Consider the following 22,206-nt stretch of genomic DNA (forward strand, 5'->3'; position numbering starts at 1 on the left):
AAAAGACGGGATTAATCTCAGTCTAGCGAATAAGTCTTTGTTGAAGCAAAGCATTTGCCTCTGAAACGTCACATTAATCACTATAATGGTAAGCGCATGGTTAGCGCGATAGAGATACATAAGGAGAACAGAGTGATGAGTGATTGGGATCTGTATAAACAGACCTGTTTTTTGATGGCGCAGCCGTTGGCTCCAGAACTGAGCTTTGCTGTGATCACTGCCCATAACCCACAAGGCGACAAAGTCAGCGATACCTATAATCGTTTGCTCGACTATCGACTGCAGCAAGATATCGTGCGACTCAATGTGCCCTACCGTGAGTTATGGGGTAGCGCGCCAGATCTCTCTCATCGGGAAAAAAGCTGGGCTGTACTGGCGGACAAATCGATAATGCTCACTCTTGCTCGGGCATATCAGCAAAATGCTATCTATTGGGTAGATGCCAATCAGCTCTATCTAACGCCATGTTTATTGAAAGATCAGAGTGAAGAGCATATCGGTACGTTTAGCCAGCGGGTGATCGTGTCGGCGTAGTAGGTTAAGCGGCGGGTAAGAGCATCTCATGGTAGAGCGAAACGTAATTTTTGGCGGTTTCTTCCCAGCAAAAACGATACGCCATGCCGTTTTGTTGCAGTTGCTTGAACGCTTCAGGTGCGTCATTAAACAGGGTCAGAGCCTGCATCAGCAGATCGAGTAACGCATCAGGTTCGGGGTGGCTGAAGACAAACCCGGTGGCGTCATCAATGCTGCCATTGGGCTTGACCGGTTTTACCGTGTCTTTTAAGCCGCCGACTCCGCGAACAATGGGCGGCGTGCCGTAGGCCAGACTATACATTTGGGTTAAGCCGCAAGGCTCAAACAGGGATGGCATGAGGAAGTAGTCTGCGCCCGCCTGCACCCAATGTGCGATCTTGCTTGTGTAACCTTCTCGAAATATCAATTTGTCAGGGTATTGGGCTTCCAGGGCTCGCAAATTATCTGCCAGCTCTTGTTCGCCTGAGCCGATGATCACAACTTGGACATTTTGCTCTAAAAAACGCTGCAGAGCAGGTAGCAGGAGATGAAACCCTTTTTGTCCGGTAAGCCGACTGACCATGCCGAACAGTGGGGTATCTGCTTGCTCAGGTAAGCCAACGTACTGTTGTAAATGTGCCTTACACTCAGCCTTCCCGGCTAAATTATGTTGATCATAGGCTTTGGGAAGCAGTGGGTCTGTGGCCGGGTTCCAGTCGTCGTAATTACAGCCGTTTAAGATGCCACTGAAGTCGCGGTGGCGATGTTGGAACAGCGACAATATATGGTGGGAACCTAACGGCGTGAGTAACTCTGCTGCATAAGAGGGACTGACGGCATTAATCTTATCCGCCGTAAGCAAGCCGCATTTTAGGAAGTTTATTTTATTCCCTTGCTCCATATGATCACTACTTAAAGCAGAGATAAAGCGTTGATGGAACGGGATGCTGTCAAGGTCGAAAACCCCCTGGTAGGCGGCGTTATGCAGCGTAAGCAGGGTACGCGTGCGATAGAAAAATTGATTATCTGCTAACTCATTACGTAAGAAAAACGGCGCCATCGCCGTATGCCAATCATTGCAGTGAATAATATCTGGGGCAAAGTCCAGACTTTGGGTAATTTGTAATGCAGCCATCGAAAAGAAAGCAAAACGTTCGCCATTATCCTGATACGCGTGATAACCGTTGTCATAAAGCCCCTGGCGGGAGAAATAGGGCGGATAGTCGACGCTATAAACAGGCACATCACCTAAGTGCAATTGGTGGATATTGTAGAGGTACTGCAAATTGCCTAATTGGAGAGACAGCTCACTGTGCAGGTGGTTATCTTCTTTAAGACGCTCTTGTACCTGGGGATAAAAGGGGCAGACAATACGCACGTCATGACCCAGGCGAGTCAACGCTTGCGGCAATGCCTTTGCCACATCAGCTAAGCCACCTGTTTTTGCTAGATCCTCAACTTCAGTAGCGAGAAAAAGGATCTTGAGCTTTCTGTCAGAAACCAATACGACTGCCTTTAGGAATTACTACAATACCGCTCGGCGACACTTTATAGCGTTCCTTATCGGCGTCAAGGTCTTCGCCTATTATCACGCCATCGGCAATCTCGACATCTTTATCGATAAGCGCTCGGCTGATACGGCAATTCTGGCCGATGGCGCTGTCCCCCAGAAATACCACATCGGTAAGTTCTGTTCCTGGTTGTACATCGACATTAAACCCAAGTACGCAACGCCTTACTTTGGCACCACGTATGACGCAGCCGGATGCCACCATCGATTTACTGACTTCGCTGCGTTGGCCATCGGTGCTGTCGAGATATTTGGCCGGCGGCACGGGTGGGTGATATGAGCGCAGCGGCCATTTGGGGTTAAACAGATCTAACGGAGGATCGTCTGCCAGCAGATCCATATTGGATTGCCAGAAGCTATCTATGGTACCGACATCGCGCCAGTAGGCTGTGCTATTGGGTTCATTGGGAATAACGTTGGATGCGAAGTCGTAGACGTAAACAGGGTGGGTTTGGTAAAGCTTGGTTAAAATATCCAGGCCAAAATCGTGGGTAGAACCAGGCTCTTTTGCATCGGCTTTTAATGCTGCAAACAGGGTCTGGGTATCGAACACATAGTTCCCCATAGACGCCAGCACATGCTCTGGATCGCCGGGTATGGTTGGTGGATTATTTTGTGGCTTCTCGACGAAGCCTGTCATCCGCCCCTGTTCATCTACCTGAACGACGCCGTATAGATGAGCTTCAGCGACGGGCACTTTAATGGCTGCCACGGTGAGCTGAGCACTGCGCCGTTTATGAAAGTCGATCATCTGCCGTATATCCATCTTATAGATGTGATCGCTGCCGAAAATACAGACCTGGTCGGGATCGTGGATCTCGATTAAACGCATATTTTGGTATATTGCGTCCGCAGTCCCTTCATACCACCGTTTACCCATGCGCATCTGCGCCGGAATAGGGTCAATAAAGTGATCGGTCAGGCTGGACAGGTACCAAGCTTGGCGCAGATGAACGTTGAGAGACTGAGATTTAAATTGCGTCAGTACATAGATCTTTAATAGATCAGAATTGACGAAATTGTTGAGAGCAAAATCGATGAGGCGATACCCGCCGCCAAATGGAACCGCGGGTTTAGTCCGGGTTTCCGTCAGTGGATAGAGACGAGTCCCTGCCCCACCGGCTAATATAACGGACAAAATACCAGCCATGAAAAACACTCCGTATTGTTCTATTTGCCACAAATAGGCGGGGATCCTGCCAGATCTGACTGCCTAAGATTTGGTCGCTGAGTACACTTTAAACTGTCGATTTTCAGATAACACCCTGCAGTTCCCAAAAATGCGACCTATCTGCTCGGCGTAGGGCAAAAACCCATTGGCGACGATACGCAATTCGCCTGAGGCGTTTAACCGAGCATATGCCTGCTTAAACAGGTTGGCGCTGATATCGTAATCGGTAGCTAGCCCTTGGTGGAAAGGGGGATTGGAAATGACCAGATCAAATTGATCTTCGGTATTGGTCAGTAGATCCGAGGCAACGACGGTCGTTTGATAGCCATTGTGAATGGCCGTTTGCTTTGTTGCTGCCAAGGCCATTGCGTTGACGTCACAGCTGGTTAGCTCAAGTTTCGGCGAGTGGTAATGCAGCGCCGTTGTGATAACGCCTGCACCACAGCCTATATCGACAGCGCGTCCTTGATATGGTGGGGATTGCTCTAGCGTCTGCAGCAATAGCAAGGTGCCAGCGTCTAATTTTCCATGATTAAACACCCCAGGCAAGCTGGCGCACTCGAACGATTGTTGTTGAAAAGGCACGGAAAAATATTGGAATTGATAAGAGCTGCTTTTCGCGGCAGAGGTGATGTTGCTGAAAAATAGAGAGCAGCGTCTTGCACTGTCGCTCTTGTGGCACCTATAGCCGAGGCTTTTTAACACTTTTGCGGCACTATTAATGCCACCTCTGTTTTCACCAACGAGCCAAAGCTCTGCGCCATCAGCTAGCAAAGGGAGTGTTTGGGTAAGCAGTAATTCAGCATGCGCTTTGGCTTTTGGCCAGCATAGGATGGCCTGTGACCATGGATGGCAGTCATTGGCTGGCGTATCGCCGAAGCTAACGTCCGCGCCATTGGTTTCGAGCCGCTTCGCGGTGATCAAATCAGTGGTGAAAAAATGGGCAGCAATATCAGCTTGTTTGAGTTCAAACGATAAATTGTCCGCAGGGGGGTTGATGAATAATAAGGGCGCTTTAGTTAGCTGCGCCAGATTACGCATTACTATCTCACTGATTGGTGACAACGACGACATGTTGGGCTCCTGCTTAAGCGCTAGGGATTGTCGCTAATGTCTGCTAGATCTGCAAATTGTGATCTACATTAAGCCAATAATTGGCGATTAAGCTGTTGATAACTAATATAGAGATATTCTCCCAACAAGTTTGCTCCCCTTTGTCTTGATTGTGGCTGCCATAGCCAAGGACGGTGATGAAAGGATTGATGCTTCCATTTATCTTGTTGCTATCGCTCTGTGTTCCCACCACAGCGTGGGCGGCAGATATTGCTGTCGTGGCTCATCCATCCGTGCAAACCGACGCACTGACCGTTAAAGAACTTAAATCCATTTTTTCCATGCGACTGACTGCCTGGTCCGAAGGGCAGATGATCGCAGTCTACGTGCTGCCAAAACAAAATCGTCTCCATGAAACATTCTGTCGCAGTTATCTGGAGCTCTTTAGCTATCAATTGGAGCGATCTTGGAATCGACTTGTTTATTCAGGCTTTGGTCAGGCGCCCAAGCAGATGGCGACGTCAGAAGAGCTGCGCGACGCAGTCGCAACGACCCCTGGTGCTATTGGCTATATCAAGAAGGAGGACGTGGATGACAGTGTCAAAATTATCCTTATTGATTAGCCTGACTGCGTTGTACTCATCGTTCGCATCGGCGGAAAATGATTGGTTAGACAGAGTGCAGACCCATGGCTTTTTCTCGCAAGGGGCGGTGTATACCGACGACAACGGTTTTGTCGAAGATGACAACGGTTGGTCAGAACGCCAAACCGAGATTGGCGTCAATGCGTCCTGGCAAATTGATAACAATTGGCGTGTGGCCGGTCAGGTGGTTTATCTCAATGGCGGCAACCGCTATCCGGAAGGGGTGCGTTTAGACTATTTTCTGTTGGACCGATTAGCTTATCGCGGAGAGGACGATGAGGTTCATCTGCAATTAGGCCGGTATAAAAACCAACATGGCCTCTATCGGGACAGTCGTGACGTGCCTGCGGCACAACCGAGCATATTTTTACCTCAGTCTATCTACTGGGATATGTACCGCGATCAAACTTTAAATACCGATGGCTTGTCCCTGCTTGGTTTTCATCAACTCGAAGCGGGAAGTTTCGAATGGCAGTTCAGTGGTGGTGCGACTGATATTCACGATGATATGGAAAAGTGGGTACTTGGTTCTGAGTCAAGCGGTAAATATCAGGAGGACTGGGTGGTGCAGGGCTCCGGCTATTTCACTACCGCTGACGGAGCTTGGACGGCTGGGCTGAGTGTCCTCCGCTCCAATCTTGATTTTCATGCAGACGATGGTTCGCAAGCATTTTCCGGACAAACCTACGTTTGGGAGTCAATCGCGTCGCTACGTTATAGTGCAGCGACTTGGGAAGCGACCTTTGAGTATATTGACGATCAATTCAAGCTTTATGGTCTCTACTATCCTGGGTTTCGCGACCGTTCTCACAGTGATGGCTACTATCTGCAGCTGCGCTACTTCCTCACCCCTGAGTTGACCTTGTTGGGGCGTTACGATGCGAAATACTTAAACAAAGATGATCGTGATGGCAGCGATTTTGAGCAAGCCACTGGTGCGCCGAGTTATTTTATGTACAGCAAGGATTGGACTGTCGGGCTAACCTATGAGGTAGCTGAAGATTGGTTGGTGCGCGGTGAGTACCACTATGTAGATGGCTCTGCCTGGCTACCGCCTCATCTCTACCCTGATGTGGTTACCCATGATCAGAAATATTGGAATCTGTTTGCTATACAGGTTTCCTATAGCTTTTAACTGTGTCGACTAGGAAGAGTATGCAACGTCGATTCATCAGTATTCGCTGGCAGTTCTCTGTCGGTCTCGTTTTTCTACTTACGGTGTTGGTGGTTAGCCTGCACCTGTTATCTATTTCTCGGATGGAAGATCAGCTGGAAACTCAGTTGGTCAATTCAAATATCGCGCAGCAAAAGACTTTTCTGACATTGTCCGAGATGATGGGTGATCGGCTGATCGAATTTAGCGACATTGTGCTTGGAGAACCTGATCTGGATATGTTGAGTACAGATCAGGGCAAACAGCTGCTACTGCAGGCCGTTGATGACTATTGGGCAGCCAATCAGTTGATTTGGCGTCTAGAGTCCGCTTGGTTGTTTGGCGCTAACCGTGAGCAATGGGGAAGCTGGGGCGATGTCTCGCAGCCCCCTCCTTGGATCTGGCTAGAAGAGATTATGGTGAAAGTTGACTATGTCTCTCGCATCGGTTGTGCTCAGCGCTGCGTCTATTACATCGGCGTACCAGTGAATTTAGGCAAGCAAGGCATTGGTGCGCTGGTGGTGTCTTTGTCGCTGATGGATCTGGTGATCGCCCTGCGTCACTCACACCGGATTGACGTTGCCATTGTCACTCAGCGACAAGCAACTGCGCAGGATCAGCTCCCCTATTTGAATGGTTGGAATGTCGGTATATCTTCACTTTCTTCGAAGGATCGCTTTCTGCCCATACTGGAAGAGACTGCGGCAAAGGTACCATTAGATAGGTTGTTTGAGGGCGGTATTACTGCCGTCGCAGAAGATAATATTCGGCTGTCTGCGGTCAAAATCAGTGACAAAGTGGCGCATCTAAATGATGGCTATCTTATCCTGATTGACGATATTTCTGAGCAGAAAGCGGAGATTGAACGTTTTCGCGATAACAGCGTACTGCTTTCTGCCATGGTGATGTTGGGTGGTTTGCTGCTGGGCTTGATCCCTATTTCACATGTCGTGGCCAGAACCAACGTGCTGGCAAAGATGATGCCGATGGTTGCCGAGCAAAAGTTTGAACAGGTGCGGGCGTTACTGACTCGCCGGCTTAGGCTTTATCGTGATGAATTTACAGTATTAGAAAGTGCCGCTGAAACCCTTAACGAACAACTTGAAAGCCTTGGGCACAAAGTAGAAAAACGAACTCATCAGCTTGAACGGATGGCGATGTACGATGAGCTCACTGGGTTACCTAATCGACACTTACTGTTGCAAACTCTGCGAGACGACGTACTCAATATCGGCACTGATTATCAACAGTTAGCTGTGGTGCTTATTGATCTCGATGAGTTCAAACGGATCAATGACACTTTGGGTCATGATGCCGGGGATGAACTGTTGAAGGATATCGCTCAACGCCTGCAGCGCTTTGAGCACCTCGCTCGTGAGACAGTGTTTTTGGGTCGTTTTGGTGATGACGAATTCACACTGCTGCTTAAACTGCAAGACGATGAGCAGCTGACTCGCCAGTTACAACAGATCCGAGAGGTAATAAGAGAGCCGGTTAATTTACGTAACGAGACGCTGGTGATTAACGGCAGCTTAGGCATTGCATTGGCTGATTCCGGGCAGCTAACGGCTGAGGAGTTAATGCGCCAGGCTGATACCGCGCTTTATCAAGCCAAGTCGAATGGTAAGAACCAATATCGCTTTTTTGATCCGGTCATGGCTGCAGATGCTTATAAGCGTTTGGCGATGGAGTCGGAGCTGCGACGTGCTGTACAAGAAAAAGAGTTTTGCCTGTTTTTGCAGCCACAAATTGCCTTGACCGGTCGAAAGTTGGTGGGTTTTGAAGCCTTGATCCGTTGGCGTCATCCAGAAAAAGGTCTGGTATTTCCCGATGAGTTTATTCCGCAACTGGAGAACAGTGAGCATATTGTCGCTGTGGGTTATTGGACCATCGAGCACAGTATGGCGATCCTGCAACAGCTAAAACTGCAGGGACTTCCCGATATTAAGATCGCTATCAATTTAACCTCGCATCAGTTTGATGATGAAAAATTGGGGGCCTTTATTTCAGATAACCTGGCCAGATATGGTTTGAAAGAAGCGCAGATTGAACTGGAACTGACTGAAAATACCTTGATTGGGGATATCGATAAAGTGCTGACCCAGATGCAGGAGCTGAGAAAGCGTGGCGTTTCCCTGGCGATTGATGACTTCGGTACGGGCTACTCTTCACTAGAGTATTTGCGTCGCTTACCTGTAAACATTCTGAAGATTGACCGCTCTTTTGTGATGGATCTGGACAACGATGAAACGGATCGGCAATTAGTACAAACTATTTTGGCGATGGCGAAAAATATGCATATGGATGTCGTGGCTGAGGGGATTGAGAAACATAGTCATATCGACTTTTTGGCGGAAAGAGGCTGCGGCTATGGGCAGGGCTACTTTATATGTCGGCCAATCGATGAGTTGCAGCTGATGATCGCAATTGATAAGCATCTGATCGACGGCCGTTGGCTTGGCTGATTGCGTGTCGTTATGGTTTTAGGAGATGTCATTGTCGTTAGTGGGGTTCTCTGTTTCTTCTGTTGTTTCTGTGCTAACTGGCGCTTCTGATCCATGTGCTTGCTCTATTTGAGCTTGTTGCTGCTCACGTACTTTTCTTTTTTCCGCTTGCCGCAATAGGTACAAGGTGTCACTTCCTAGTCGTTTACTGACGTGGGGCGGCAAATCATCCAAAAGATAATCCCCTTTCTGCTCGACCACTAGCTTGAGGTATTTGGGGATTGATAGCCCTCCAACCTTGGTGATCCTTACCTGTTCTGATAAGTGGCGCATTACCCTGTTTACCGCCGCGTTGGTAAATGCAAGCAAGGCTTTATCGTTGCGGTCGCCTGTTCTGTGGGCATACTCAATAAACTCTTTAAGATGGCGAACATGGATCAAGCGACGCATGTTGGCTGGATCCCACAAGCTAAATTCCATCTTGGGATTTAGGCGCTGATATTCGTCTATTTCGTTGTCGCCAAGGTAGGGAAAGCAGTGAACTTCAAAGCCCCAATCAGTAAACAGTTGATAGACCGCCAAGCGGGGCTTGTGTAGTTGTCTGGTGGCAGGATCTGTGAGTAGCTCTGAATTCCAATGTCGACGATTTAAAATATGCTTAAGGGCATGATCAAAGCCCTGTTTGAACATGCCGTCTAGATCTGCCGCTGCCGAGGCAATCTTTTGGAAAAGGGGAGGTACATCTCCCCAGGTCGCTTTGTATTTTTGTTGCGTGATCTGCTTTAGTGTCAGACCCTGAGGAGTCGATTTAGCCGTTGGCGACAATGGTTTGTTTCTCATCATGAACCTAGTCTGCCAAATATAGCGCTGTCATCTGCACTTGGCTATTGTCTGGGCCACTCAATCAGGCCGCAATTCTCCGACGTCGCATGCGCATATCTTTAATCACAAATGCTGGACGAGTTTGTTTCAGGTAACGAATTTGCTCTTCGGTCATATCGCCGACAGGTAGCTGCAATACGCGGCTGGTCAGCTTCGGACGTGCCCATTGATGAAGTGCGAAACCTTTATAGGCATCGGTTTCTTTCTCATCCGGTGCTGGATTCCGCAGCAGTACATGTGCTTCGAGTAGAGCTCTTACCGCCGGCTCATGGTCTGGTAGCGTAATGGTGCTGCGACGTTGAATAAAAAACTCTCGCAGGATAGCTCGCTCTTGGTGATCTAACATTGTCACTTTTTCGTCGATCGCTTGCTTCATCTCTTGGCGACGTCGGCGGTTGAGCACCCAAGAAAAACTTTCCGAGGCGGTCTCGCAGATGAAAATCGCTGACACCAGAAAGAATGCGATCCCCAACATAGGAGAGATCTCTTGGATAATTTCGGTCAACCCAAAACGCTCGATGATACGTGCTGGGCTAAACAACATTAAGGCGCATAGTGCCCAGATCCAAACCAATAGCTTTCTTGGTTGTAGTATTTGATTCCAGCTTAGTTGCGACATGATATTCAATTCCGTCAAAGTGATGACACTCTTCTGGATAAGCAAGCTTCGTGCCCAAAAAATTAGTTAATTAACTGCTAAGTAAGATCATGCTCCCGAATTGACAGATAGTGCTTGAGCTAGATAAAGATTATTATCTATAGTCTGTTTAAGATTAATAGCTTGCGTATGGCAGGCAGCAATTGAGGCGGGCCGTCGGTGTCGCATAGTACAAAATCCTTGCCCGAACATGGCCATCTCACTGCGTGTCACGAATGTGACCTATTAGTCAATCTTCCCCATGAACGGGTTGGCTATCGTCTTAAATGTCCCTGTTGTGGTTATGTGATAGTTGACACTCGCTATGATGCCTTAGGCAAAACCCTTGCCGCTTCCCTCGCTGCGCTTTTGTTATTTATTCCTGCCAATCTGCTGCCCATTATGGCGATCAATATTGGCGACATGGGGCAGAGTACAACCGTATTGCAAGGCGCCCAATTGATGTGGCAAGCGGAGTATTTCTGGGTTGCCTTTATGGTGGTGCTCACCGCTTTTATTGTGCCGCTGCTGGAGTTGAGTTTGTTGTTAAGCATTACCGTGCTGGCGAAGCTAAGACGAGGTATGGGATTTGTGGTCAGCGCAGTCAAGGTTTATCAGAAGATCCGCAGTTGGGGCATGTTGGAAGTGTATATGTTCGGCATTTTGGTTTCGATTGTGAAACTGGTCGATCTGGCTGATTTAGTGGTCAACGGTGGGCTTTACTGCTTCGGTGGCTTGCTGTTTTGTTCAACCTACGCTGCCGCGAGTTTTGATCCACATGAAGTATGGGAGATCGTTGATGAAACCAAACACTGATCCAGAAACGCCAGCGGCCAGTGGAAGGGCTATTCATCGTGGATTGGTGTTGTGTCACGACTGTCATAAGTTGAATCGCTGGGACATCAAACAAGCTCACGCAATTCAGCGTTGTGGTCGCTGCGGTGCCAAGATGCATCCTCGCAAACCTAATTCTTTAGCGCGTACCTGGGCTTTGTCTATCACCGCAGCGCTGTGTCTGATACCTGCCAACATTCTGCCTATTATGACCATTATCAGTTTCGGCAAGGGGCAGTCAGACACCATCATGTCCGGTGTTATCGCTTTGATCCATTATGAGATGTACCCGATCGCGTTAGTGGTGTTTATCGCTTCGGTGGCGGTGCCCGTGATGAAGTTGTTGGGGATCTGGATACTTTGCTTGTCGGTGCAGTTTGGCTGGAATAGCAGCCCTCGGCAGCGAACCGTGTTGTATCGGATGGTTGAATTTATTGGCAAATGGTCGATGTTAGACGTGTTTGTTATCGCCATTCTAGTTGCATTAGTTAATTTAGGGGCGCTGGCGACGATTGAAGCTGGCCATGGCGCTACCGCATTTTGTTTGGCGGTGGTGATTACAATTTTTGCGGCTGAAAGTTTTGACAGCCGATTGATTTGGGATCAGGAAGAGAATCGCAATGAGTGACGTTGAAAGTAATAACGACCAAAGCAATTCCGACGATATCGCCGAAGCGTTAGTTGAGAAGCGGAAAGGTATCCCTATGGTCTGGCTGTTGCCACTATTGGCGTTGGCCATTGGCGGTTGGTTGGTCTACAAAAGTATTACCGAAGCTAAGCTGCCAGTTAATATTGCTTTTGATACGGGTGAAGGGATTGTCAAAGGTAAAACCGAAGTCCGCTACAAAGGCTTTACTATCGGCGTGGTCGATGACCTGATTATGAACAAGATGCTTGATGGTGTGACCGCTGTGGTTCTGTTTGAGCGCGATGCCGAGCGCGCCCTTCGCGAGGGCACCCAGTTTTGGTTGGTTAAGCCTGAGGTCACTTTGGCCGGCGTGTCTGGTCTCGATACCCTGTTGTCTGGCAACTACATTGCCGTCGATTTGGGTGATAGTAATGGTAAGCCAGCAAAAGATTTCGTAGCCTTGCCGAAAGCGCCGCCTATGGACGATAACACGCCGGGCCTGCATATCACTCTCTATTCGGAAACACTCGATTCTCTTGCTATAGGTTCACCGCTGTTATATCGCCAGTTGCAAGTCGGTTCAGTTACCGATTACAAGTTGGAAGAAGACGGTTCTAAGGTTAGTGTCAAAGTCCATGTTGAACCGGAATACGAAAAGCTGGTGACGAAGAAAACCCGCTTCTGGAATATCTCCGGCGTCGATATTCAGGGAGGGCTAGACGGCTTTTCTGTGGATGTCGGTTCTCTAGCAACCATCGTTGCTGGTGGTATCGCGTTTGGTGATGCTTCCGGCACTGGCGACGCCAGTGCCGCTGAAGATGGCGATACTTTCAGCCTTTTCAAAAATTTCTCTGAAGCTGAAACGGGGATCTCCGTTAAGGTTCATTTTGAAGATGCCAGCGGTATTATCGAAGATAAAACCAAGGTTAAGTTCAAAGGGCATAATATTGGTATCGTGGAGGATCTTCAGTTTAACGAGGATCTACGTGGTGCCACAGCAGTCTTGAACCTAGACCCCATGGCCGAGCGCGCCTTGATGTCCGACACACGGTTTTGGGTGGTTCGCCCGACGTTAACCGCCGGCGCTGTGGAAGGGATGGATGCGTTACTCTCGGGGCCATATATTTCTGTCGCTCCAGCCTTAACTGGTGAAGCGACCCGTGAATTTGTTGGCTTGGACGATGCGCCACCGATCAGTTGGGATGTGCCGGGGCTGCACCTAATTCTGAACTCACCCTCAGCCGCTTCTTTAGAACGTGGCAATCCTATCTTTTATAAGCGTATCGAAGTGGGAACAGTGCAGAGTGTCGACCTACAGGACGATGGTCAACAGGTCAATGTAACTATCTATATACACGAAAATTATCAACATCTGGTGAATGACAAGACCCGCTTTTGGCATGCCGGCGGGGTGGATATTGAAGGCAAGCTGAGTGGCATTAAGATCCGCACCTATTCTCTTGTTTCGATGCTTTCTGGTGGTCTTGCTTTTGATACGCCGCCAACGAAAGAAGCCCCTAAGGCGGTGCGTAATGGTCACGAATTTAGTTTATTTGAAAGCTATGGTGACGCTCACGCAGATCGTATTGATAGTCAGATAGACACCTCGGCGCCGGGTCGATATCTGGTGGTGGAAACGCCAGAGCCTGGTGGATTGCAAATTGGTGCGCCCGTTGATTACTTGAACTTGACCGTGGGTGAGGTGATCGGGCTGGAATTAAATGACGCTAACGACGGTGTACGTGTACATCTGCGGATTGAGCCGCGCTTTGCACATCTGGTTCGTGAGGGCAGTCATTTTTGGCGTAGTGGCGGTATTGATGTCTCTGGCGATTTAAACGGCATTACGCTTCGTACGCCTTCATTGGCTGCGCTGGTTCTGGGGGGGGTTAGTTTTGATACACCGAAAGAGCACCTGCAGTCGGCATTGGCGAAAAATGGAGCCACCTACCTGCTGGCTGATAGCTACAAAGCTGCTCATGAAAAAGGACTAGAGATCAGTATTAAGTTTGCCGACGGTGTCGGTCTTAAAGCCGGATCAGAGCTCAAGCTTGAGGGGATGGTGATTGGTCGGGTTAAAAAGGTCACACTGGATGATTCCCTATCAGGTATTAACGCTGTGGTGTTGGTAGAAAAATACGCCGAGCAGATTGCCCGTCATGGCAGCCAGTTTTGGATCGTGCAACCGCACCTAGGGCTGGTTGAAACCTCCAATTTAGATACGCTGATTAGCGGTGTCTATGTGCAGACGATACCGGGTGACGGTGAGCAACGATTGAGCTTTGAAGGGTTGCAAAGGGCGCCGCAGCGAACACTGACTGCTGAAGGTCTGAATGTTGTGATCAAAACGCCGCGCCTGAACTCGATGAAACGCGGTGATCCTGTGCTCTATCGTCAAGTGGAAGTTGGTGAAGTCATGGGATACGAGTTGGCAGATACCGCTGATCATGTGCGGGTGTTTGTAAATATTCGTCCCCGTTACCAAGCTTTGGTGCGTGATAACTCAGTGTTTTGGAGCGCATCAGGTATTAATGTCGATGCCGGTATTTTTAGTGGCGTTAAGATCCAGACTGAATCGTTGGAAAGCATTCTGGCTGGGGGTATCGCGTTTGCGACACCTGAGCAGCCTGGTAAGCAAGCCGCGGATGGCGATAGCTTTATGTTGCGTGCCGAAGCCGATGAAGCTTGGCTGAAGTGGGCGCCAACGATTGCTTTGGACAGATAATCGGTGTCGAGTTATTACCTATGTAGCATCGGTAGCAACATTGATCCAGAGTTACATGTCGAGCAGGTAATCACTGAGTTGGTGACACGCTTTGGGCGTGTCACCCTTAGCCCGTTTATCTATACCGACCCTGTAGGGATCGCAAGCCAGCGCCGCTTCCTGAATGCGTTGTTTTGGTTTAATACCGCACAGCCCGAGGGAGCGGTCAAAGCCCAGTTTAATGCATTGGAAAAGAGTCACGGTCGTGACCGCTCTGATTCAGAGCGAAGTGTGAAAGACCGCACCTTAGACTTAGATATTATCGCGGTGTCTGCAACGCCTCAGTTTGAGGCACCATCAGAAAGCTACTTGCAACCCATTGTGCAGAGCCTATTTGCAGACCAAGCGCTGCCAGTAGGGGTGGAGTTTGCCGAGTTGAACGTTGCCGGTTTAAAGCTCGGCAACCGAGCGACCGCCGTCGACCTGGATCCGACTACCCGTCATATATCGATTAGCGATTAACATTGCTAGTGCTTGCCAGATAGGCTCAAATCCGCCCTCTTGCGCCAGTGGTGTTTTGGCTAATATACGCTGTTTATACTCATCATCATGGCTATCGAGAAACATGATAGGCCCAGGCTCTATGGTATTGACCCTGATTTGGGGAGCCAAACTGCGGGCATAAGATTGGCAGAGGTTATCTAGCCCGGCTTTGGTTGCGCAGTAGGTAGCAAGCGCAGGGTTGGGATGATGAATATAGATATCAGTGATGGCGACGATAGACGGGTTATCCGCTTTAACTAACAGTGCTTTGAGCTGCTCTGTGAGCAGCGCTGGCGCAAGCATATGCACGTGATAGAACTCGGTAAACTGTGTGGCCATCTCTTTTGCGGTGCTGGCAGTTTCAGCAAACGCAGATGCGTTGTGTAATAGTAAACTGAGCATTGAGCAACGTTCGTTGACCCACTCTGACAAAGCGTTGATTTGAGCCGGTTGTGTAAAGTCTGCTTGAAAAAGCTCCGCGCCGTCGCGCTCTAGTTGTTCAAGTTCCGCTGAACGACTGCGGTAGTGCCCTAATACCCGATAGCCCTGCTGTAATAGCTGCTTCGCGATAAACAGCCCTAATCTTCTGCCGCAACCGGTGACTAACGCGACCGGAGGGTTACTTTGCTTGCTGTTGATTGATGGGTTAATCATCAGTTTGTACCGACTCCGACGCTAAATATTGCGAGATGGCACTGAGCTGATCGGGCATTAACTGTTCGAGTCGCTCCCGTTGCAACGCTATTTTTTGCTCCTCGCCGATTTGCTTTAGGTCTTGTTCAAAGTCTCTACACAGCTCATAAAGCGCAGTTAATCCAAGATTGCCGGCGACACCTTTAATTGCATGCATCTGCTTCCTTGCGCCATCGTTATCACCACAGCGCAAGAGTTCGTTAACCTGTTCTGCAAGTGAGCTGTAATGATCGAGAAACATCTGTAACGCTTGCAGGTACACCGTTTTATTGCCTAACAGTGTGGCCAAACCATCTTGGCTGTTGAGCAGAGCTTCATCGAAGGCAGGCTCATTGGCCGTGGTCGATGATGGCGGCGCTTGTGTTGTCGATTGATCGTCGCTGGTACTGGTTATGTTCGACTTTGCTGGAAGCCAGCGGCTGAGGGTGGTGAATAGCTGGCGCTGGCAGATCGGCTTGGCGATGTGGTCATCCATGCCTGCGGCTAAACATTTTTCTCGATCACCTTTCATCGCATTCGCTGTCATCGCCAAGATGGGGAGTTTGCGGTGTTGGCTATCACTGCGAATGGCGCGAGTTGCCTCGTAACCATCCATCTCTGGCATCTGAATATCCATTAGCACGGCATCGAAGTGATGGTTTTGTACCATACAGACGGCTTCTGTACCGTTATTGGCAACCGCAACATCGGCGCCACAGCAAGCCAGAAGTTCCCGCGCCACTTGCTGATTAATCGGGTTGTCTTCCGCCAATAGTAGGTTGTAACCGCGCAGATCCGGCTGCTCGATCTGGTTACCATTGCTGTTCGCGATGGCGTTTGGGGCGACTTTTTTAGCCCCTTTCAGCTCCATCAATGTGTCAAATAGGGAGGATGTGTTGAGTGGCTTAACCAAGGTAGCCGCTGCGCCTGCCTGTATCGCTTTTTCCTGTAAACCTTCTCGGCCATAGGCGGTCACTAAAACCACCGTCGGCGTTAGCTTATGAGTTGCCATCTGCTGGATCTCGGCACAGGCTTGAATGCCATCCATGCCGGGCATTTTATAATCCATCAAGATCAGATCGTACTGCTGGTCACTAAGTTGTAAGTGAGACAGGGCGGCCTCGGCACTATCCAAGGCATACGCTCTCATCTTTAAGCTTGCTAACATCTCAGTCAGTGTGATCCGAGCAGCATCGTTGTCATCGACCACCAATACATTCAGCGCGTTCAGTACTTTTGGTGGCTCGAGTTGATGTTGCCCCTGCATGGGTAACGGGAAAGTGGCGGTAAAGTGGAAGCAACTACCTTGGCCAAATTCACTTTCTACCCAGATTTCTCCACCCATCATTTCAACCAAGCGTCGACTGATCGCTAATCCTAGCCCCGTTCCGCCAAACTTTCGGGTGGTAGAGTTGTCTGCTTGGGAAAAGGTATCGAACAGCTTACTCTGTTGTTGTTGGGTGAGGCCGATACCGGTATCGCGTACAGAGAAATGAAGTTGCGCGACCTCTTGGTCGCAGTTGTCACATTGAATGACAACCTCGATCTCGCCCTCTGAAGTGAACTTCACTGCGTTATTACACAGGTTGATTAGTATTTGCCCTAGTCGTAATGGATCGCCAACAAGTGCCTGTGGCACATTGGGGTGGCAACGAAATATCAATTCGAGCCCTTTCTGTTCTGCGATCAGGGAGACCATGTTGGAAAGGTTGTCCAATATGTCGATCACTTCAAAGGGGATGGTCTCCATGTCCAGTTTACCCGCCTCGATTTTAGAGAAATCGAGAATATCGTTCAGGATGCCGAGTAACGTCGAGGCGGAAACCTTCACTTTTTTAAGGTAGTCGAACTGCTTTTCATCCAACTCGGTGCGTAGTGCCAGATCCGTTAATCCAATAATTGCGTTCATCGGTGTTCGGATCTCATGGCTCATGTTAGCCAGGAACTCCCCTTTGGCTAAACTCGCTTGTTCTGCTTCATCTTTGGCGCTGTGAAGCAGCTGGTTGGTTTGTTCTAACTCAACAGTGCGCTGGGTTACTCTGGCTTCCAGATCCTCGTTAAGGTCGCGTAGGGCATCTTCGGCGCTTTGTCTGGCTGTGACTTCGGCGCGTGCCGTGTCTCTCGCTTCTTCCAGTTGGCTTACTTGGATATCGATACGATGAATCAGGCGATTAAACGCTTGTGCAAGTTGGCTAAGCTCAAGGTTGCCTTGCAATTGTTGCAGTTGGTTGGGCAGATCTTGATGATCTTGGCGCTGGCTTAAGCGGGCGACATGTTCGGTAAAAGCTTTCAGTGGCTTATGTAGGCGTGTCTTGATGACTAATAGTGCTACGGTGAGGATCAGCAGCAGGCTGATGATCGAGTTAGTGATCACATAGCTGGCACGTTCGAGGATTAACTCCGATACCCACTCATCATCAGCATAAATCACCAGGTGACCCAGCGGCGTGTCTTGTCGCTGCTGATTAAAATAGAGAGGTAGCGTCCGCGGCGTCAATGTTGCTAGTTGTTGTGACGTGGAGTAGGAGGTTTCACCGACCTCGGCGATACGGTGGCCGTCAAAATCGATCACTTCTACCCCTTCAACATAGGGCAGATTATAGAGCCCGACGAGCTGGGCGTTCATCAAGGCTTCATCGTAGGTCCAGAGGGACTTAGCAATACCTGGACCGAAGCTCTCGAGAATACCGCTGACTAGCTCTTCGAGGCGGTCGGTGGTGCTGGCATGGGAAACCGTCAATTGGATAGAGATGGTTATGGCGGCTACTGCTAGATAAGCGCCAAAAATCATCTTGATGACTTGGGTTGCCATCGACTGCTTGGGATGCGAACGATCTACCATAGGGGATTAAACCTTATTTAAGATAACGTGAGACTAACTCTCGATAGCGACCAGAGCTATGAAGTATGGCTAGTCCAGCATTAAAATCGTTACGTAGCTGTTCATCCTTGAAGCTCACTTGGAATTGAGCGGCGGCAGGAAAAATCGGGTGTACAACCAAAGCATCGCTCGTATTGAAATTGTTATCTAACTCACTCGTAAGCGCTTTAAACACGTTAAGTTCAATGATGATCACATCGGCCCTGTCTTGCCAAAACATTTTTACGGCTTGGATCGGATTGGGCAGCTCTAAATAGCGGGCCGGTATCGGGTCGTTCTGGCGCCTTGCAGGTGCGTAAAGTGAGGCGAAATCAACCCCTAACTGTTGATAGGTATTTTGACTGGTGACCACGCTGATGGCGAGCAGCTCGTCCATTTTGTTGATGGTTAGTTGCTGTTTCTGTTTGGATAGCGCGACATAGCGATAAGCGATAAAGGGTAATGAGTAGTAAGCGCCATTAGGACTTTCCTGTACGCCTGCTGCAGCGTCAGTACCGTCACCAATTAGCACCTGATTAAGGCGTCGACTGGAGACCTGAAATGATTCAAAGGTATGGCCTTTGTAAGCAAAGGCTTCCTTGAGCACTGCTAGCTCAAGTCCGCGCTTGCCGCCAGCCATGATGTAAGGAGGGCGGTCTTCGCCAACCGCGAGCATAAGATGCGAAGCGCTGGCGATCTGAGAGAGCGCCAGTAGTGCGGGTAATAACAACCAGGCCAACCTGGGCGCAAGGTCGGAGCTAGAAGTCATGGCAAAAAGGCGTCTGAGCAAGTTAACCCTCAAAATTGAGCTGTCAGCCGACGGCGAACGTGGCTGACAGCATACAATAGGCTCAGGCTGACTGCTATCCGTTGTGACTGACTACAATCAAGCGGATGGCATCTAGTTTTACCTGTGCTTTGTCTACCGCATTAAGCAAAGATTGCTTTTGTTCCTGCACAAAGGCGATCTCATCGTCACGAATGGCCGGATTAACCGCTTTGAGTGCCAGGAGACGATCCTGTTCCAAATCTAATACATCGTTGATCTGTTGTCTCGCTGCGTTAGTTATCTGAACCATCTCCTGTTGTGCTGTCGTTTCTGCTCCCGCGAGCAGTGGATGCACCACGCTTTGTGCGGTCATCGCCAGCTTCGAACCGGTATGACGATTGACGCGGCTAAGCTGCTTCTGTAAGCCGTCGAACGGCACATTGGCCGCCAGATCCTTACCGTTTTTATCTAACAGTAAGCGGATTGGTGTCGGTGGTAGAAAGCGTCCCATCTGAAAATGCTTGGGCGCAATTGCTTCAGCCACATAGATCAGCTCAACTAACACGGTCCCAGCGGGTAGCGCCTTGTTGGCGAGGAGCGAGACGGTGACGCTGCCGGTGTCGCCAGTCAGGATCTGTTCCAGAATACCGCTGACCATAGGGTGATCCCAGGTCATCAGTTGCACATCCTCCCGCGATAGTGCGGTTTGGCGATCGAAGGTGATCTGCACGCCGTCGTCGGGCAAACCCGGAACATGGGGCAGCAGCATATGTTCGCTGGGACGCAGGATCATCACATTTTGGCTGCCATCTTCCTGGTGGATCCCCAAGGTATCAAACAGGGAAAACATGAAGCTGGGCAAGTCGGTTTTCATATCTTCGACTTTAACCGCATCAGCCAGCTGTTCTGCTAAACCGTGGCCGGATGAGTGCAGTTCCAACAAACGATCCCGTCCCTGTTCCAGTTGTCCCTTAAGGATTTGGCAGCGTTGCGTTGTCTCTTTCAGTAACGTTGTCCACGCCGCTTCATCACTTTGTGAGGCCGCAGGCCAGAGACGCTCTTCAAACTCACGATACAGGGCGTCGCCACAAGGGTTGATCTGTTCGAAGGCCTGCAAGCCTTGATCATACCAATCAAGCAGGCGAGCCTGACTGCTGTCAGCAAAATAGGGGGCATGAACATTGATGGTGCGGGTTTGGCCAATTCGATCCAAGCGACCAATACGCTGCTCTAACAGATCGGGATGTGCAGGCAGATCAAATAGCACAAGGTGTGCAGCAAACTGGAAGTTACGACCTTCGCTACCAATTTCGGAACAGACCAGCACCTGTGCACCTTCCTCCATATCGGCGAAATAGGCGGCTGCGCGATCGCGTTCGAGAATACTCATATCTTCGTGGAAGACGCCGGTCCGTATCCCCTCTTTTTGTCGCAGGGCGGTTTCCAACTGCTCAGCTGTTTGCTTGCGACTGCAGATAATCAGTACTTTTTCCTGCTTCAGTTCGCCTTTGAGCTGTTCCAGTAGCCAGCTAACGCGGGGATCAAACTGCCACCAGCTGGCATCGTCCCCCTCAAACTGCTGGAATACCCGCTCTGGATAGAGGCTATCGGGCACCTCACTGGCTGCTTTTTTACTGAGTGCGCTGATCACCTTGATCGCGGTTTGGTACTGTTCCGGCATCGTTAAGGTGTGACGACATAACTGACGTCCGGGAAATCCGCTGATGGCCGAGCGGCTGTTGCGGAACATCACGCGACTGGTGCCGTGGCGATCTAACAGTGCCGATAGCAGTTCATTGCGGGCACTGGCCTGTTCACCTGCACTAACGTCAGCGTTTAGGCATTTTAGTTGTGGCTCAATATCTTGCTCGGTAAGTAGCTCTGCCAGTTGTGCCTGCTGCGCTTTGCTCATGCCATCTTCGTTAAGTAGGGCATCTGCCGCGTCAGCGACCTCGCGATAGCCTTTCTCTTGTGACACAAAGGCGTCATAGCTGTAGAAGCGGTCGGGATCGAGTAACCGTAAACGGGCGAAATGACTCTCGTGTCCCAGTTGGTCGGGGGTGGCAGTCAACAGCAAAACGCTAGGGGTCACTTGGGCCAGGGTTTCGACCACTTGATAGTCGCGACTGGGGTTATCTTCCGCCCATGCCAGGTGGTGGGCTTCATCAACCACTAAGGTATCCCAGCCAGCCTCAACCGCTTGCTCTAACCACTGTTTTTTGCGCAGTAGTTTGGGCGTACAGAGAATCAATTGTTCGGTTTCGAATGGGTTAATGGCTTCGTCATAGGCTTGTTCGCAACGCTCAGCGTCGAAGATAGAGAAGCGTAGGTTGAATCGCCGCAGCATCTCGACTAGCCACTGGTAGAGCAGGGCCTCAGGTACAACAGCGATAATCCGCTGAGCACGGCCGGTGAGCAGCTGCTGATGGATGATTAGACCAGCTTCAATGGTTTTACCCAGTCCCACTTCATCTGCTAGTAGCAGCCTTGGTGCATGGCGTTTTCCTGCCTCATGGGCAATATGCAGTTGGTGCGGTACCAAACCGATACGAGCGCCGACCAAGCCGCGTAATGGCGAGCGTTGCCACTTTAGTTGCGTTTGCCAACATTGATAACGGGTGGCGAAACGATCGCTCTTATCAATTTGGCCTGCAAACAGTTTGTCTTGTGGTTTGTTGAAGCGCAGCTCGTGGCTCAGCAGGGTTTCTCTTAATTCTGTGCTTTCGCCCGTGTCAACGCGACTGCCTAGATAGGTTATCAGGCCGGAAGTCTCTTCGATGCTGGCAACCGTTAGTTGCCAGCCTTCACCACTTTCTATGGTGTCGCCTGGATTAAAGCGTACGCGGGTAACCGGCGCATCTTGCTTGGCGTAGTGGCGCTGTTCACCGCTGGCGGTGAACATTAATGTTATCTGGCGAGCATCTATTGCTACCAGTGTCCCTAATCCAAGTTCGCTTTCACTATCACTGATCCAGCGTTGACCAAGTGCAAATGGCATGTCGTCTTTTCCAAGCGGGGGGCAAAAGGGGCGCTATGTTAATCGAAGTGTAGTCGTCACGCAGCCCAAGAATTGTGCGATCAGTCGGTTTTATTTTTTCTCGGAGCTTAGTAGGCTAGGAAATGACGGCA

17 protein-coding genes are annotated in these 22,206 nt (G+C 49.8%); 8 read left to right on the plus strand and 9 right to left on the minus strand.

Annotated elements, in window-relative coordinates; translation table 11 throughout:
* Positions 1-135 precede the first annotated feature (135 nt).
* The gene (locus DU002_RS04005; protein WP_114337072.1) at positions 136-534 is read left to right on the plus strand and encodes a DUF3293 domain-containing protein; all 399 of its coding nucleotides are present in this window, start codon (positions 136-138) and stop codon (positions 532-534) included.
* Between the two features lie 4 nt (positions 535-538).
* Here the strand turns inward: DU002_RS04005 and glgA are convergent, their stop codons facing one another.
* The 3 genes from glgA to DU002_RS04020 form a co-directional block, all read right to left on the minus strand.
* On the minus strand, positions 539-2,017 hold the full coding sequence (gene glgA / locus DU002_RS04010) for a glycogen synthase GlgA (RefSeq protein ID WP_114337073.1): 1,479 nt from the start codon (positions 2,015-2,017) through the stop codon (positions 539-541).
* Complete coding sequence (gene glgC / locus DU002_RS04015; protein WP_114337074.1) at positions 2,007-3,233, minus strand: glucose-1-phosphate adenylyltransferase; 1,227 nt, start codon at positions 3,231-3,233, stop codon at positions 2,007-2,009. The genes glgA and glgC overlap by 11 nt, the downstream gene beginning before the upstream one ends.
* A gap of 63 nt (positions 3,234-3,296) precedes the next feature.
* Positions 3,297-4,328, minus strand: a complete 1,032-nt coding sequence (locus DU002_RS04020; RefSeq protein ID WP_114337075.1) for a methyltransferase — start codon at positions 4,326-4,328, stop codon at positions 3,297-3,299.
* A gap of 176 nt (positions 4,329-4,504) precedes the next feature.
* Between DU002_RS04020 and DU002_RS04025 the strand changes: the two genes are divergently transcribed.
* From DU002_RS04025 to DU002_RS04035, 3 genes are read left to right on the plus strand one after another with little or no spacing between them, the layout of a single operon-like run.
* Positions 4,505-4,930 (plus strand): substrate-binding domain-containing protein, encoded by a 426-nt coding sequence (locus DU002_RS04025; protein ID WP_114337076.1) that lies wholly within the window; start codon positions 4,505-4,507, stop codon positions 4,928-4,930.
* Positions 4,899-6,086, plus strand: a complete 1,188-nt coding sequence (locus DU002_RS04030) for a porin family protein (protein ID WP_114337077.1) — start codon at positions 4,899-4,901, stop codon at positions 6,084-6,086. Before DU002_RS04025 ends, DU002_RS04030 begins: the two co-directional genes overlap by 32 nt.
* Before the next feature lie 20 nt (positions 6,087-6,106).
* Positions 6,107-8,569, plus strand: coding sequence for a putative bifunctional diguanylate cyclase/phosphodiesterase (locus DU002_RS04035; RefSeq protein ID WP_114337078.1), 2,463 nt, complete (start codon positions 6,107-6,109; stop codon positions 8,567-8,569).
* An 18-nt stretch (positions 8,570-8,587) separates the two neighbouring features.
* On the opposite strand, the gene DU002_RS04040 is transcribed toward DU002_RS04035, so the two are convergent.
* Both DU002_RS04040 and DU002_RS04045 read right to left on the minus strand, forming a co-directional pair.
* On the minus strand, positions 8,588-9,391 hold the full coding sequence (locus tag DU002_RS04040) for a hypothetical protein (protein ID WP_114337079.1): 804 nt from the start codon (positions 9,389-9,391) through the stop codon (positions 8,588-8,590).
* Between the two features lie 61 nt (positions 9,392-9,452).
* Complete coding sequence (locus DU002_RS04045) at positions 9,453-10,049, minus strand: superinfection exclusion B family protein (protein ID WP_114337080.1); 597 nt, start codon at positions 10,047-10,049, stop codon at positions 9,453-9,455.
* A 198-nt stretch (positions 10,050-10,247) separates the two neighbouring features.
* On the opposite strand from DU002_RS04045, the gene DU002_RS04050 reads away from it, so the two are divergent.
* The 4 genes from DU002_RS04050 to DU002_RS04065 are packed head-to-tail and all read left to right on the plus strand — an operon-like array spanning position 10,248 to position 14,755.
* Positions 10,248-10,883, plus strand: a complete 636-nt coding sequence (locus tag DU002_RS04050; protein WP_114337081.1) for a paraquat-inducible protein A — start codon at positions 10,248-10,250, stop codon at positions 10,881-10,883.
* Positions 10,867-11,529: a paraquat-inducible protein A gene (locus DU002_RS04055; RefSeq protein ID WP_114337082.1), complete on the plus strand. Its 663-nt coding sequence runs from the start codon at positions 10,867-10,869 to the stop codon at positions 11,527-11,529. The genes DU002_RS04050 and DU002_RS04055 overlap by 17 nt, the downstream gene beginning before the upstream one ends.
* The gene (locus tag DU002_RS04060) at positions 11,522-14,254 is read left to right on the plus strand and encodes an MlaD family protein (RefSeq protein ID WP_114337083.1); all 2,733 of its coding nucleotides are present in this window, start codon (positions 11,522-11,524) and stop codon (positions 14,252-14,254) included. The genes DU002_RS04055 and DU002_RS04060 overlap by 8 nt, the downstream gene beginning before the upstream one ends.
* A 3-nt stretch (positions 14,255-14,257) precedes the next feature.
* Entirely contained in the window at positions 14,258-14,755 is a 498-nt protein-coding gene (locus DU002_RS04065; protein WP_114337084.1) for a 2-amino-4-hydroxy-6-hydroxymethyldihydropteridine diphosphokinase, read from the plus strand.
* Here DU002_RS04065 and DU002_RS04070 read toward each other — a convergent pair.
* From DU002_RS04070 to rapA, 4 genes are all read right to left on the minus strand, one after another.
* The gene (locus tag DU002_RS04070; RefSeq protein WP_114337085.1) at positions 14,684-15,430 is read right to left on the minus strand and encodes an SDR family oxidoreductase; all 747 of its coding nucleotides are present in this window, start codon (positions 15,428-15,430) and stop codon (positions 14,684-14,686) included. The genes DU002_RS04065 and DU002_RS04070 overlap by 72 nt on opposite strands.
* Positions 15,423-18,290, minus strand: coding sequence for a response regulator (locus tag DU002_RS04075; protein WP_114337086.1), 2,868 nt, complete (start codon positions 18,288-18,290; stop codon positions 15,423-15,425). The genes DU002_RS04070 and DU002_RS04075 overlap by 8 nt, the downstream gene beginning before the upstream one ends.
* A 13-nt stretch (positions 18,291-18,303) precedes the next feature.
* Positions 18,304-19,077, minus strand: a complete 774-nt coding sequence (locus tag DU002_RS04080) for a type 2 periplasmic-binding domain-containing protein (RefSeq protein ID WP_114337087.1) — start codon at positions 19,075-19,077, stop codon at positions 18,304-18,306.
* A gap of 94 nt (positions 19,078-19,171) precedes the next feature.
* Positions 19,172-22,075: an RNA polymerase-associated protein RapA gene (gene rapA / locus DU002_RS04085; protein WP_114337088.1), complete on the minus strand. Its 2,904-nt coding sequence runs from the start codon at positions 22,073-22,075 to the stop codon at positions 19,172-19,174.
* Positions 22,076-22,206 lie beyond the last annotated feature (131 nt).

It is taken from the genome of Corallincola holothuriorum, assembly GCF_003336225.1.
GTDB classification, from domain to species: domain Bacteria; phylum Pseudomonadota; class Gammaproteobacteria; order Enterobacterales; family Neiellaceae; genus Corallincola; species Corallincola holothuriorum.

Coding starts and splice junctions, on each gene's coding strand:
- DU002_RS04005 (WP_114337072.1), top strand. CDS start 136: ATGAGTGATTGGGATCTGTATAAACAGACCTGTTTTTTGATGGCGCAG.
- glgC (WP_114337074.1), bottom strand. CDS start 3,233: ATGGCTGGTATTTTGTCCGTTATATTAGCCGGTGGGGCAGGGACTCGT.
- DU002_RS04020 (WP_114337075.1), bottom strand. CDS start 4,328: ATGTCGTCGTTGTCACCAATCAGTGAGATAGTAATGCGTAATCTGGCG.
- DU002_RS04025 (WP_114337076.1), top strand. CDS start 4,505: ATGAAAGGATTGATGCTTCCATTTATCTTGTTGCTATCGCTCTGTGTT.
- DU002_RS04030 (WP_114337077.1), top strand. CDS start 4,899: ATGACAGTGTCAAAATTATCCTTATTGATTAGCCTGACTGCGTTGTAC.
- DU002_RS04035 (WP_114337078.1), top strand. CDS start 6,107: ATGCAACGTCGATTCATCAGTATTCGCTGGCAGTTCTCTGTCGGTCTC.
- DU002_RS04040 (WP_114337079.1), bottom strand. CDS start 9,391: ATGATGAGAAACAAACCATTGTCGCCAACGGCTAAATCGACTCCTCAG.
- DU002_RS04045 (WP_114337080.1), bottom strand. CDS start 10,049: ATGTCGCAACTAAGCTGGAATCAAATACTACAACCAAGAAAGCTATTG.
- DU002_RS04055 (WP_114337082.1), top strand. CDS start 10,867: ATGAAACCAAACACTGATCCAGAAACGCCAGCGGCCAGTGGAAGGGCT.
- DU002_RS04060 (WP_114337083.1), top strand. CDS start 11,522: ATGAGTGACGTTGAAAGTAATAACGACCAAAGCAATTCCGACGATATC.
- DU002_RS04070 (WP_114337085.1), bottom strand. CDS start 15,430: ATGATTAACCCATCAATCAACAGCAAGCAAAGTAACCCTCCGGTCGCG.
- DU002_RS04075 (WP_114337086.1), bottom strand. CDS start 18,290: ATGGTAGATCGTTCGCATCCCAAGCAGTCGATGGCAACCCAAGTCATC.
- DU002_RS04080 (WP_114337087.1), bottom strand. CDS start 19,077: ATGACTTCTAGCTCCGACCTTGCGCCCAGGTTGGCCTGGTTGTTATTA.
- rapA (WP_114337088.1), bottom strand. CDS start 22,075: ATGCCATTTGCACTTGGTCAACGCTGGATCAGTGATAGTGAAAGCGAA.